Annotated in this window: 14 protein-coding genes; 10 read left to right on the plus strand and 4 right to left on the minus strand. The window is 62.0% G+C overall.

Annotation, left to right across the window (positions count from 1 at the left end):
• Window positions 1-15 precede the first annotated feature (15 nt).
• The 7 genes from NUV89_RS06785 (at window position 16) to NUV89_RS06815 (ending at window position 7343) form a co-directional block, all read left to right on the plus strand.
• The gene (locus NUV89_RS06785) at window positions 16-1080 is read left to right on the plus strand and encodes a nitronate monooxygenase family protein (protein WP_257780723.1); all 1065 of its coding nucleotides are present in this window, start codon (window positions 16-18) and stop codon (window positions 1078-1080) included.
• A 112-nt stretch (window positions 1081-1192) separates the two neighbouring features.
• Window positions 1193-1945: a molybdate ABC transporter substrate-binding protein gene (gene modA, locus NUV89_RS06790; RefSeq protein ID WP_017734224.1), complete on the plus strand. Its 753-nt coding sequence runs from the start codon at window positions 1193-1195 to the stop codon at window positions 1943-1945.
• Entirely contained in the window at window positions 1946-2626 is a 681-nt protein-coding gene (gene modB / locus NUV89_RS06795) for a molybdate ABC transporter permease subunit (RefSeq protein WP_017734225.1), read from the plus strand. It abuts the gene before it with no gap.
• Between the two features lie 2 nt (window positions 2627-2628).
• Window positions 2629-3708: a molybdenum ABC transporter ATP-binding protein gene (gene modC / locus NUV89_RS06800; protein WP_257780724.1), complete on the plus strand. Its 1080-nt coding sequence runs from the start codon at window positions 2629-2631 to the stop codon at window positions 3706-3708.
• A gap of 77 nt (window positions 3709-3785) precedes the next feature.
• Window positions 3786-4823 (plus strand): DNA topoisomerase IB, encoded by a 1038-nt coding sequence (locus tag NUV89_RS06805; protein WP_257780725.1) that lies wholly within the window; start codon window positions 3786-3788, stop codon window positions 4821-4823.
• 124 nt (window positions 4824-4947) lie between these two features.
• Window positions 4948-6570, plus strand: a complete 1623-nt coding sequence (locus NUV89_RS06810) for an ABC-F family ATP-binding cassette domain-containing protein (RefSeq protein ID WP_257780726.1) — start codon at window positions 4948-4950, stop codon at window positions 6568-6570.
• 68 nt (window positions 6571-6638) lie between these two features.
• The gene (locus NUV89_RS06815; protein WP_257780727.1) at window positions 6639-7343 is read left to right on the plus strand and encodes a YoaK family protein; all 705 of its coding nucleotides are present in this window, start codon (window positions 6639-6641) and stop codon (window positions 7341-7343) included.
• 145 nt (window positions 7344-7488) lie between these two features.
• On the opposite strand, the gene NUV89_RS06820 is transcribed toward NUV89_RS06815, so the two are convergent.
• The 4 genes from NUV89_RS06820 to NUV89_RS06835 all read right to left on the minus strand — a co-directional run bounded on the left by NUV89_RS06820 (window position 7489) and on the right by NUV89_RS06835 (window position 9346).
• Complete coding sequence (locus tag NUV89_RS06820; protein WP_257780728.1) at window positions 7489-7842, minus strand: hypothetical protein; 354 nt, start codon at window positions 7840-7842, stop codon at window positions 7489-7491.
• 210 nt (window positions 7843-8052) lie between these two features.
• The gene (locus tag NUV89_RS06825) at window positions 8053-8367 is read right to left on the minus strand and encodes an AzlD domain-containing protein (RefSeq protein ID WP_257780729.1); all 315 of its coding nucleotides are present in this window, start codon (window positions 8365-8367) and stop codon (window positions 8053-8055) included.
• Window positions 8364-9059 (minus strand): AzlC family ABC transporter permease, encoded by a 696-nt coding sequence (locus NUV89_RS06830; RefSeq protein WP_017734232.1) that lies wholly within the window; start codon window positions 9057-9059, stop codon window positions 8364-8366. The genes NUV89_RS06825 and NUV89_RS06830 overlap by 4 nt, the downstream gene beginning before the upstream one ends.
• 71 nt (window positions 9060-9130) lie before the next feature.
• Window positions 9131-9346: a hypothetical protein gene (locus NUV89_RS06835; RefSeq protein ID WP_005788169.1), complete on the minus strand. Its 216-nt coding sequence runs from the start codon at window positions 9344-9346 to the stop codon at window positions 9131-9133.
• A 175-nt stretch (window positions 9347-9521) separates the two neighbouring features.
• On the opposite strand from NUV89_RS06835, the gene NUV89_RS06840 reads away from it, so the two are divergent.
• From NUV89_RS06840 to NUV89_RS06850, 3 genes are read left to right on the plus strand one after another with little or no spacing between them, the layout of a single operon-like run.
• Window positions 9522-9878: a metalloregulator ArsR/SmtB family transcription factor gene (locus NUV89_RS06840; RefSeq protein ID WP_257780730.1), complete on the plus strand. Its 357-nt coding sequence runs from the start codon at window positions 9522-9524 to the stop codon at window positions 9876-9878.
• A 19-nt stretch (window positions 9879-9897) separates the two neighbouring features.
• Window positions 9898-11181: an arsenic transporter gene (locus NUV89_RS06845; RefSeq protein WP_257780731.1), complete on the plus strand. Its 1284-nt coding sequence runs from the start codon at window positions 9898-9900 to the stop codon at window positions 11179-11181.
• Window position 11182: 1 nt separating this feature from the next.
• Window positions 11183-11653 carry an arsenate reductase ArsC gene (locus NUV89_RS06850; protein WP_257780732.1) on the plus strand — a complete coding sequence of 157 codons (471 nt, stop codon included), beginning with the start codon at window positions 11183-11185 and terminating at the stop codon, window positions 11651-11653.
• Window positions 11654-11832 lie beyond the last annotated feature (179 nt).

Here is an 11832-nt window from a genome sequence, read left to right on the forward strand (position 1 = left end):
CTGGAGACGCATCCCATGAGCACCTGGCCAGACACCCGCCTGATTGACCTGTTGGGCATCGATACGCCCATCATCCAGGCCCCCATGGCGGTCGGTACCACCACGGCCATGGTCATCGCCGCCAACAACGCGGGCGCGCTGGGTTCGCTGCCAGCGGCGGCGCTCAGCCTCCCACAACTGCGTGAAGCGCTCAGCACGATTCGTCAGGCCAGCACACGGCCCATCAACGTGAATTTCTTCTGCCACCAGCCGCCTGAGCCCGACGCAGCACGCGATCAACACTGGAAAGAATTGTTGAAGCCCTACTACCTCGAATTGGGCGCCGACTTTGACGCGCCGACGCCCGTCTCCAACCGCGAACCGTTTAACGACGCCGCCTGCCAGGTGGTTGAAGAATTCCGTCCCGAAGTGGTGAGTTTTCACTTTGGCCTGCCGGAAAAAGCCCTGCTGGATCGAGTGAAAGCCACCGGGGCCAAAGTGCTGTCGTCGGCAACCACCGTGGAAGAAGCGATCTGGCTGGAACAACACGGCTGCGACGCAATCATCGCCATGGGCATTGAGGCCGGTGGGCACCGTGGCTTGTTTCTGAGCAGTGACCTCAACACCCAGATCGGCTTGTTCGCCCTGCTGCCGCAAATCGTCGATGCCGTCAGCGTGCCGGTGATCGCCGCCGGTGGCATTGGCGATGCACGGGGGATTGTCGCGGCCTTCGCCCTGGGCGCCTCGGCGGTGCAGATCGGCACCGCCTACCTGTTCACTCCCGAAGCCAATGTCACACCGTCCCATCACCACGCCTTGCGCCATGCCCAGGCCAGTGAAACCGCGTTGACCAACCTGTTCACCGGCCGCCCGGCACGGGGCATTGTCAATCGGGTCATGCGTGAGTTGGGTGCGATCAACCCGGCAGCACCGGCGTTTCCTACCTCCGGGGGCGCGCTGATACCGCTCAAGGCCAAGGACGAAGCGGGTTTCAGCAACCTGTGGTCGGGCCAGGCGCTGCGCCTGGGCAAAGACATCTCCACCTATGACCTGACACGGGAACTGGCCGAACAGGCGCTGGCCAAACTCACGAAAAACTGACACCTGGGGCAACTTGGCACTGTACCGGCAATGGCTAACCGCTATATATTCCCGTAAATAGCGGTAACACCTTCTACCTATAACAAGCCGTACATCCACTAGGAGCTGCTCCATGAAGATTCGTGTTTCACGCCTGGCCGCGCTGGTCGCTGCCCTCGCCTTCGGTTCGGCCCACGCCGATGAAGTGCAAGTCGCCGTCGCTGCCAACTTCACCGCCCCGATCCAGGCGATTGCCGCCGACTTCGAAAAAGACACCGGTCACAAACTGGTCGCCGCCTACGGTGCCACCGGCCAGTTCTATACGCAGATCAAGAACGGCGCGCCGTTCGAAGTCTTCCTTGCCGCCGATGACACCACCCCGCAAAAACTGGAAAGCGAAGGTGACACCGTCAAAGGCTCGCGCTTCACCTACGCGGTGGGCACCCTGGCGCTGTGGTCGGCGAAAGAAGGCTATGTCGACGCCAAGGGCGAAGTGCTGAAGAAGAACGACTTCAAACACCTGTCCATCGCCAACCCGAAAGCCGCGCCCTACGGCCTGGCCGCCACCCAGGTGCTGGCACGGGAAGGCTTGACCGACAAGGTCAAGGACAAGCTGGTTGAAGGCCAGAACATCACCCAGGCCTATCAGTTCGTGTCCACCGGCAACGCCGAGTTGGGCTTCGTGGCCTTGTCGCAGATCTATAAAGACGGCAAAGTCACCAGCGGTTCGGCGTGGATCGTCCCATCGTCCATGCATGACCCGATCAAACAGGACGCGGTGATCCTCAACAAGGGCAAGGACAGCGCCGCTGCCAAGGCCCTGGTTGAATACCTGAAAGGGCCAAAAGCCGCGGCCGTTATCAAGTCCTACGGTTACGAGCTCTAAATGCCGCTATCGAGTGCCGATTTTTCCGCTATCTGGTTGACCATCAAGCTGGCGTCACTGACCACCGTGATCCTACTGGTCATCGGCACTCCGATTGCCCTGTGGCTGTCGCGCACCCGTTCGTGGTGGCGCGGCCCCATCGGCGCCGTCGTCGCCTTGCCGTTGGTGTTGCCACCGACGGTGATCGGTTTCTACCTGCTGTTGACCATGGGCCCCAATGGCTATTTCGGCCAGTTCACCCAATGGCTGGGCCTGGGTACCCTCACCTTCAGCTTCGCCGGGCTGGTGATTGGCTCGGTGATCTATTCCATGCCGTTTGTGGTGCAGCCGTTGCAGAACGCCTTCTCCGCCATCGGCACGCGCCCCCTGGAAGTGGCGGCGACGTTGCGCGCCAATCCCTGGGACACGTTTTTCACGGTGATCCTGCCCCTCGCCCGCCCGGGGTTTATCACCGCATCGATCCTGGGTTTCGCCCACACCGTCGGTGAGTTCGGCGTGGTGCTGATGATCGGCGGCAATATCCCGGACAAGACCCGCGTGGTCTCGGTGCAGATCTATGACCACGTCGAAGCCATGGAATATGCCCAGGCCCACTGGCTGGCGGGTTCCATGGTGGTGTTCGCGTTCCTCGTGTTGCTGGCGCTTTACTCCAGCCGTAAGACCAAGATGGGTTGGAGCTGACGATGATCGATGTACGCCTGCAACTGAGCTACTCGGGATTTGCCCTCGATGTGGACCTGCAATTACCCGGTCGCGGGGTGACCGCTTTGTACGGCAACTCCGGCTCCGGCAAAACCACCTGCTTGCGCTGCATCGCCGGGCTGGAGCGCGCGGAGCACGGCTTTGTGCAGATCAACGATGAAGTGTGGCAAGACAGCGCCAACGGCCTGTTCGTGCCGCCGCACAAGCGCGCGCTGGGTTATGTGTTTCAAGAGGCGAGCCTGTTCCCCCATCTGTCGGTGCGCGCCAATCTGGAGTTCGGCCTAAAGCGCATTGCCCGCCAACAGCGCCGCGTGGACATGGCTCAAGCCACCGAACTGCTGGGGATCGGCCACTTGCTCGATCGCCACCCGCAACACTTGTCGGGCGGTGAGCGGCAACGCGTCGGCATCGCCCGCGCCCTGCTCACCAGCCCGCAGTTGCTGTTGATGGATGAACCGCTGGCGGCCCTCGACAGCAAGCGCAAGGGCGAGATCCTGCCGTACCTCGAACGCCTGCACGATGAACTGGACATCCCCGTGCTGTACGTCAGCCATGCCCAGGACGAAGTGGCGCGCCTGGCCGATCACATCGTCCTGCTCCATGACGGCAAGGCCCTGGCCAGCGGCCCCATCGGCGAAACCCTGGCGCGGCTGGACCTGCCGATGGCCTCCGGTGACGACGCCGGTGTGGTCATCAACGGCACCGTCAGCGCCTACGACGAACACTATCAACTGCTGACCCTGCAACTGCCCGCCAGCGCCTTGCACATGCGCGTGGCCCATGCGCCGCTGGCGCTGGGCAAGGCGCTGCGCATCAAGGTGCAGGCCCGCGACGTGAGCCTCAGCCTGCAGGCCGAGGAACACAGCAGCATCCTCAATCGCTTGCCGGTGACGGTTACCCAGGAATTGGGCGCCGACAACAATGCCCACGTCCTCGTACGCCTGGATGCCGCCGGGACGCCGCTGCTGGCGCGTATCACACGGTTCTCCCGCGATCAGTTGCAAGTGCATCCCGGCCAGGCACTGTGGGCACAGATCAAGGCGGTGGCGGTCCTCGCGTAAGCAAACTTTTGGCACGACGGCAGCGGGCTGCGGTCAATCAGGCATACCGGCCTGATTGTTGCCAAGGAGCCTTCGCCATGCCTGATGCCACGCTGCCCCGCGACCTGCACTACGTTGACGACACCCAGCCTGGCATTCGCCGCAAGACCCTGCGTGGCAAATTCCAGTACTTCGACACAAAGGGTGTACGGATCAAGGACGCCGCTGAAATCCAGCGCCTGAACGCCCTGGCCGTGCCGCCGGCCTACACCGACGTGTGGATCTGCGCCGACCCGCGCGGTCATCTGCAAGCCACCGGCCGCGATGCCCGTGGGCGCAAGCAATACCGCTATCACCCGCGCTGGCGTGAGGTACGCGACAGTGACAAGTACTCGCGTCTCCAGGCGTTTGGCGAAGCGCTGCCAAAACTGCGCAAGAGACTCGAAGCACAGATCGCCGAGCCGGGTTTTACCCGGGAAAAGGTATTGGCCACAGTGGTGATGCTGCTCGATGCCACCCTGATCCGCGTCGGCAACAGCCAATACGCCCGTGAGAACAAGTCCTATGGACTGACCACCCTGCGCAATCGGCATGTCGATATCAAGGGCAGCGAGATCCAGTTCCAGTTTCGCGGCAAGAGTGGCGTGGAGCACCAGGTCAGCGTCCGCGATCGGCGGCTGGCGACGGTGGTCAAGCGTTGCCTGGAGCTGCCGGGGCAAGACCTGTTTCAATACCTCGACGCAGACGGTGAACGGCATACGGTCAGCTCCCATGACGTCAACGCCTACCTGCACAGCCTCACCGGCGCCGACTTCACCGCCAAGGATTACCGCACCTGGGCCGGCACAGCCCTGGCGCTGGCCGTATTGCGCGAGCTGCAATGGCAGCCCGAATCCGACGCCAAGCGCCATGTGGTGGCAACGGTCAAGGACGTCGCCAAGCAACTGGGCAATACCCCGGCGGTGTGCCGCAAGTGCTACATCCACCCGGCCGTGTTGGAGCATTTCAGCCTGGGGGAACTGTCCAAATTGCCCAAGCCTCGGGTGCGCAAGGGGCTCAAGGCGGAAGAGGTGGCGCTGGCGATGTTTCTGGAAAAGTTGGCAACGGGCTTGCCGATAACCGCCAAGCAGGGTTAGCCTTTGCGTCCCTTCTGTGTATCAGGATGACCGCTGACGTGAACAACTAAGCCTTCCAAAATGTATCTGCAACAAGCCGCCCGGCGTGCTTGTTGGCCTGTTCGACATTTTTTTGGAGGTGCTGATGACTGACGTCAACCGGCTTCCCGCACTCGTTTCCCTGCAACACCTGGATTTTCAGTTCGCCAATGGCGAAACGTTACTGCAAGACCTGAACCTGACCATCGATCACACGCCTACCGGTATCGTCGGGCGCAACGGCCGAGGCAAAAGCATCCTCGCCAAATTGATCGCCGGGCACCTGCAGCCCTCCTCCGGCACCCTGAGGCGTTCCGCCAGCGCGGTTTACGTGCCGCAAAGCGTGGACGTTGCCTCCGGTGAAACCATCGCCCATCTCACAGGCACAGCCCCGGCCCTCGCCGCCCTTGAACGGATGACCCGCGGCACGGCGCAACTGCAAGATCTAGAACTGATCGACGACCGCTGGGACCTCGGCGAGCGTCTGCGCCACGCGCTGGATAACGCTGGGTTGGAACACCTGGCCCCTGACAGCCTGGCCGATCAACTCAGTGGCGGCCAATTGGCGAGGGTGGCGCTGATCGGCGCGCTGCTGGCCGCGCCACAGTTGTTGGTGCTCGATGAACCGACCAACCACCTCGACCGCAGCGGCCGCGAGTGGCTGTTACAGCGATTAGCGGATTGGCGCGGTGGCCTGGTGGTGGTCAGCCATGACCGGCAACTGCTCAATACCCTAGGGCGTATCGTCGAACTCTCGCCCCTTGGTGCCAAGGTCTATGGCGGCAATTACGAGACCTACCGCCAGCAGCGTGACGCCGAACAGCACGCTGCGGTCGCGGCCCTGGAACACGCGCGGCTGAACCGCAGCCGCGAACGACAGCGCCTGCAAACAAACCATGACAATGTGCAACGGCATGCCGCGCGTTCGCGCAAGCAGGCAGACACCGCGAACGTGGACCGTTTCACCAAGGCTCGCTGGAAAAGCGCCGCCAGCGAAATTGTCAGCAACGTGGGCAGTGCACACCGTGCCCACAAGCACGAACTCGACGCCCAGGTGAGTCATGCCTACCAGCGAGTGCAGGATGAAACGCCGACGTTGCTGGCGTTGCCCGCCTCGACCGTGCCCAACGGCCGACAGGTGCTGAACCTGGTGGATGTTGACCTGCCTTGGCTCCCACGCACAGGCCTCGACCTTCATCTATCGGGCCCCGTTCGCGTTGCGGTGCTTGGGCCGAACGGCTGCGGCAAGTCCACGTTGCTCAAGGTGCTGGCGGGGCATTGGCAGGCCGTTAGTGGGTCTTGCAGCGTGCATGTGCCCTGCGCCTATATCGATCAACACCTCGTGCTGCTCGACGACCAGCGCTCCATCGTCGAACAGCTCAACCGGCTCGACACGCCGCTGACAGAAGCCGAACTGCGTACGCGCCTGGCCCTTTTGCAACTGGACGCGTTGCGCGTGACTCAACCGGCAAGGCAGCTCAGCGGCGGTGAACGCCTGAAGGCCGCGATGGCAATTGCCTTGTGGCGCCAAACGCCTGCGCAGTTGCTGTTGTTGGACGAGCCCACTAACCACTTGGACCTGGAATCGGTGCTGGCTTTTGAGCAAGCTCTGCAAGGGTTTACCGGGGCGATTGTTGCGGTGTCCCATGATGAGGCGTTCATGCGGGCAATCCGTCCGACGCACTACCTGAGCTGGGAAAGCGCAGGCTGGCGCCTGGAGTGTGCTTGAGGTCATTGCGCGGGCTGGCAAAGCGTCCTACGGTAGTGGCCGAATAATCTCACACGGAGCCCCGCCCTATGCTGCCGTCGTCCCCCAAGCCTTACGCCAATGCCCTACACGCCCACCGCCAACGTTGGCGCGGGCGGGTGGGGCTGATGTTGGTCGCCAGCCTTTCGGTGCTGGCGGGCATGACCGATGCCATTGGCTTTATGGCCAGTGGCGATTTTGTCTCGTTCATGAGTGGCAACACCACGCGGCTGGCGGTGGCGATCAGTGCCGGCGATCTTGGCCTGACCGGGCGATTGCTGTTGCTGGTGGCCACCTTTGTCGTCGGCAATGCGTTGGGTGTGATGGTCAGCCGCCTCAGCCGCCGGCATGCCCTGCCCTTGCTGCTGTGCATCGCCGCCCTGCTCTGCGCTGGCGCGCTGTTGCCCATGGACGATGCCTTGCCCGCCTTGCTGGCGGCGATCATTGCGATGGGCATGCTCAATGCGGCAGTGGAAGAGGTCAACGGTTTGCCGGTGGGCCTGACGTACGTGACGGGCGCGCTCTCGCGTTTTGGCCGTGGCCTGGGGCGTTGGATGCTGGGGGAGCGCCGCAATGGCTGGCGTGTGCAGCTGATTCCGTGGGGCGGAATGTTTGTCGGGGCGGTGCTCGGCGCGCTGCTGGAGCAGCAGATGGGCCTGAAGGCGTTGCTGGTCAGCGGTGGGTTGGCGGCGTTGCTGGGCGTGGTGTCGCTGAAGATTCCACGGCGCTGGCACTTGGGTTATATGCCGCGCTAGGGGGAAAAGGATGCTCGTCCGACGTGTCGGCCTCGACGTCCGTGTACTGGTAAAGAGCCATCACGCCGAACGAGCGGGACGAATGATAAGCGAATGTCCGGCGGCTGTCCCGCCGGGCATTTCCTAAAACCACTAAGGCAACGGATTACAGGCAAGTCGCGAGTGCCGCCAGGCGACGCTTGGCGGGCATGTTGTCTTCCATGGCGTAGTACTTGACCGTGGCGCCAGCGCCCGCACTTTGCACATCGACAAAGTAGTCGCCGCCGGTGGTGTACACGGTGAAACCGCCGGGTCCGTTGGGTTCCTTGAAGCCGCCCGCATCCACACCGAATACGCTTTCGTCCTGCCAGCCGAACTGGATGCATTCGGCGACCACCAGGGTGGCTTTATCCGAAGCCAGGGTCTTGTAGGGCGTGCCCGTGCGCGCGTCTTTCATCTTCGAACCTGCGCAACCGGCCAGCGCCGCCAGTACCAATGCGCCCATTACCACCTTGTGCATGCCATTGCTCCGTCGCAAAAAAACGCGACTCTACCACTTGCCGGCGACCGAGGGGCCAAAGGTAGCGCCTGCTGACACATGGCAGATGCAACACGGCAGGATGAATTTAGTTTCACTGTGAAGGGAGAATGGGCCGCCTATAGTGGCCACGCTCATTTTTAGAAGTCTCCCTTCAGCCCGCCCTCCCGCGGGCTTTTTTTCGCCTGGACGTCAGAGCAGCCAGCGCAGCAGATAGAACAACGCCATGCTCAACAGCACCGTGAGCAGCACATTGCGCGTCCAGTACATCAACGCCACCGCGCTGATACCGGCGAGCAGGTAGGGGTTGGTCGGGCTCAGGTTGAGGTGCTGGTGATCGGCCAAGAAAATGATCGGCCCGCAAATCGCCGTGAGCATTCCCGGCACCGCAAACCCGAGAAACTCCCTTGCGCCACGGTTGAGGCGCACCGGCAAACGCGGCTCGATAAACAGGTAGCGGTTAAGAAAGACCACCAGGCCCATCGTCACAATCATGAAGTAGATCATCGCTGCCCTACTCCCAGCCGTTTGCAGGCATACCCGGCGCTCATCCCCAGCACGCCGGAGACTACCACCGCCGATTCCCAATGCAGGAAGCTCAGCCACACCGAGAACAGCAGCGACACGGCCACACAGACCACGGTCGGCACATCCCGTACCACCGGGGTAATCAGCGCAATAAAGGTCGCGGCGATGGAGAACTCCAGGCCCAACTGGTCCAGGCCGGGAATGCTCTTGCCCAGCACGATGCCGGCGAGGGTGAAGAGGTTCCAGGCGATATAGAACGTCAGGCCGACACCCAGGGCATACCAGCGATTGAACGTCTGGCGGTCATAGTGGCTGACCAGGGCGAAGAATTCGTCGGTGAGCAAAAAGCCCAGGCTCATCCGCCAGCGTGTGTTCAGCGCCGACAGTGTCGGGCGCATGTGCATGCCGTAGAGCAAATGCTGGGACGTGAGCAGCAAGGTGGTCAGCACAATGGAGATCAGGCTCGCGCCGCTCTTGACCATGCCGATCGCCACCAACTGTGCGGCACCGGCGAACACAATGGCGGATAAACCCTGGGCTTGCAGCGGCGTGAATTGCGCATCAATGGCCATGGAACCGGCCAGCAGCCCCCACGGTGCGCAGGCCAACGACAACGGAATGACGGCAATGGCGCCGCGTGCGAAGGCGTAATGAGGTAAGGCAGTAGGCATGGACACGGCTCAACGACGGACAGTCGCCAAGCATGCCAGCGCAACCAGGCGCTTGTCTTGAACGATCTTGCTCAGGCGAGCCTGACGGACACCTGCTCCACCGAGTCGCGCGCTTCGCGCAGTTCGTAGGCGTCCTGGTTCAGCCGGTGAATGGTGTTGAGCAAGCGCTGGCGCAGCACTTCATCGCCGAGTTTTTCCACGGCGCGCATCAGGTCGAACGCGGCGGTTTCGTTGTTTTCCGCGACGGAATCGAGGGTCTTGCGCAGGTTGCGAGTGGCACGGGTCACGCGGGTTCTTCCTTCATTAGCAATGGCAGGCACTTTAGGACATTCGTGTTTCATTTTAATTTCAATCACTTGCGATAGATTCCCAGGCGCTTGATCCAGATCAAGCGAAAACCGGTTTGACCGATACATATGGAAATACGTATATTCGATTTCCCATATGTATAGGGCCTTGCCCATGTCCGAGCTCATCTCCCCTCCCGAACTGTTCAAATGCCTGGCCGATACCACCCGGGCACGCCTGACGTTACTGGTTGCGCGCGAAGGCGAACTTTGCGTGTGCGAACTGATCCATGCCTTGGAGGACAGCCAGCCGAAAATCTCCCGTCACCTGGCGCAACTGCGCAGTTGCGGGCTGATGCTGGATCGTCGCCAGGGTCAATGGATCTACTACCGCATCAATCCAGCGTTGCCCGCATGGGTCACCCAAGTGCTGGACATCACCTTGCAAGCCAACCTGCCGTGGTTGCATGCCGACACCCAACGTCTGGATGCAATGGGCAACCGACCACAACGGGCCAGCGCCTGCTGCTGAGCCCTCGGAGTTTTTATTGATGCTTGTCGCCATTGGCATTTTCCTGTTCACCATCATTCTGGTCATCTGGCAGCCCAAGGGCCTCGGCGTCGGCTGGAGTGCGACGATGGGCGCGATTCTCGCCCTGGCCTGTGGCGTCATCAGCCTGGCGGACATTCCGGTGGTGTGGCACATCATCTGGAATGCCACCGGCACCTTTGTCGCGCTGATTATCATCAGCCTGCTGCTCGACGAAGCCGGCTTCTTCGCCTGGACCGCACTGCATGTAGCACGCTGGGGCCGTGGGCGCGGGCGACGTTTGTTTGCCTATATGGTGCTGCTGGGCGCGCTGGTCTCGGCGCTGTTTGCCAACGACGGCGCCGCGCTCATCCTCACGCCCATCGTGATATCGATGCTCCTGGCGTTGCGCTTTTCCCCGGCGGCGACCCTGGCCTTTGTCATGGGCGCAGGCTTTATCGCCGACACCGCGAGCCTGCCGCTGGTGGTGTCGAACCTGGTGAACATCGTTTCGGCGGACTACTTCGAGATTGGCTTCAACGAGTACGCAGCCGTCATGGTGCCGGTCAACCTCGTCAGCGTCGCGGCCACGCTGGCGGTGCTGCTGTGGTTTTTCCGCCGTGATATCCCACAGGTCTACGACCCCGCCGACCTGGCTGATCCGGCCAGCGCGATCCACGACCGCGCCACCTTCCGCGCCGGCTGGTGGGTGCTGGGCATCCTGCTGGTCGGCTGTTTTGCCCTGGAGCCGTTGGGCATTCCCATCAGTGCGATTTCCGCCGTGTGTGCCCTGCTCCTGCTGGTCATCGCCGCCAAGGGCCACAAGATTTCCACGCGCAAGGTGCTGAAGGAAGCGCCGTGGCAGATCGTGATTTTCTCCCTGGGCATGTACTTGGTGGTGTACGGCTTGCGCAACGCCGGTCTCACCACGTACCTGGCGACTTGGCTGGATACCTTCGCCACCTACGGCGTGTGGGGGGCGGCGCTGGGCACCGGGTTGCTGACTGCGTTGTTGTCTTCGGCGATGAACAACCTGCCGACGGTGTTGATCGGCGCGTTGTCCATCGAGTCCAGCCATGCCGTGGGTGTGGTCAAGGACGCGATGATCTACGCAAACGTGATCGGCAGCGACCTCGGCCCGAAAATTACCCCGATTGGCAGCCTGGCCACCTTGCTGTGGTTGCATATCCTGGCGCGCAAGGGCATCACTATCACCTGGGGCTACTACTTCAAGGTCGGGATTGTCCTGACCTTGCCCGTGCTGCTTGTCACCCTCGCCGCCCTCGCTTTGCGCTTGAGTATTTGAAATGAAAGTCCTGTTCATGTGTACCGCCAACAGTTGCCGCAGCATTTTGTCTGAAGCCGTGTTCAACCACTTGGCGCCGGCGGGTTTCGTCGCCATCAGTTCCGGCAGCTTTCCCAAGGGCCAGGTCTTGCCGCGCAGCCTGACGACGCTGGCGGCCGCCGGTATCCCCACCGAGGGCTTGTACAGCAAAGGCAATGACGCGTTTGCAGGCAGCCCGCCGGATCTGGTGATAACCGTGTGTGACAACGCTGCCGGTGAAGCCTGCCCGGTGTATTTCGGGCCGGCGATGAAGGCGCATTGGGGGTTGGAAGACCCTTCAGATGTGGACGGGGATGAGGCGATGCTCGATGCCGCCTTTCACGCCACGTTGGAAACCATCGAAAGCCGCTGCCGGGCATTTTTTGCACTACCGTTCACGCGTCTCGGCGCTGCTGAGTTGCAGGCTGAACTTGAACGGATCGCGCTGTTGTAGAGCTTTAGCGAGGCTACGAAAGCGGCCGCATGGTCGATAGAGATGTTGCCTGTGCCGCCGTCTTCGCAGGCAAGCCAGCTCCCACAGTTGAGCGGGTTCACAGGTAAAAATGTGGGAGTTGTCGAGCTTTAGCGAGGCTACGAAAGCGGCCGCATGGTCGATAGAGATGTTGCCTGTGC

The organism is Pseudomonas sp. 18.1.10 (genome assembly GCF_024655625.1).
Lineage (GTDB): Bacteria > Pseudomonadota > Gammaproteobacteria > Pseudomonadales > Pseudomonadaceae > Aquipseudomonas.

What these genes read in the sequence shown, in the direction of transcription:
- NUV89_RS06785 (WP_257780723.1), top strand. Translation starts at nt 16, where the DNA reads ATGAGCACCTGGCCAGACACCCGCCTGATTGACCTGTTGGGCATCGAT.
- NUV89_RS06825 (WP_257780729.1), bottom strand. Translation starts at nt 8,367, where the DNA reads ATGATCTACTTCATGATTGTGACGATGGGCCTGGTGGTCTTTCTTAAC.
- NUV89_RS06850 (WP_257780732.1), top strand. Translation starts at nt 11,183, where the DNA reads ATGAAAGTCCTGTTCATGTGTACCGCCAACAGTTGCCGCAGCATTTTG.
- modC (WP_257780724.1), top strand. Translation starts at nt 2,629, where the DNA reads ATGATCGATGTACGCCTGCAACTGAGCTACTCGGGATTTGCCCTCGAT.
- NUV89_RS06820 (WP_257780728.1), bottom strand. Translation starts at nt 7,842, where the DNA reads ATGCACAAGGTGGTAATGGGCGCATTGGTACTGGCGGCGCTGGCCGGT.
- NUV89_RS06805 (WP_257780725.1), top strand. Translation starts at nt 3,786, where the DNA reads ATGCCTGATGCCACGCTGCCCCGCGACCTGCACTACGTTGACGACACC.
- modA (WP_017734224.1), top strand. Translation starts at nt 1,193, where the DNA reads ATGAAGATTCGTGTTTCACGCCTGGCCGCGCTGGTCGCTGCCCTCGCC.
- NUV89_RS06810 (WP_257780726.1), top strand. Translation starts at nt 4,948, where the DNA reads ATGACTGACGTCAACCGGCTTCCCGCACTCGTTTCCCTGCAACACCTG.
- modB (WP_017734225.1), top strand. Translation starts at nt 1,946, where the DNA reads ATGCCGCTATCGAGTGCCGATTTTTCCGCTATCTGGTTGACCATCAAG.
- NUV89_RS06845 (WP_257780731.1), top strand. Translation starts at nt 9,898, where the DNA reads ATGCTTGTCGCCATTGGCATTTTCCTGTTCACCATCATTCTGGTCATC.
- NUV89_RS06815 (WP_257780727.1), top strand. Translation starts at nt 6,639, where the DNA reads ATGCTGCCGTCGTCCCCCAAGCCTTACGCCAATGCCCTACACGCCCAC.
- NUV89_RS06840 (WP_257780730.1), top strand. Translation starts at nt 9,522, where the DNA reads ATGTCCGAGCTCATCTCCCCTCCCGAACTGTTCAAATGCCTGGCCGAT.
- NUV89_RS06830 (WP_017734232.1), bottom strand. Translation starts at nt 9,059, where the DNA reads ATGCCTACTGCCTTACCTCATTACGCCTTCGCACGCGGCGCCATTGCC.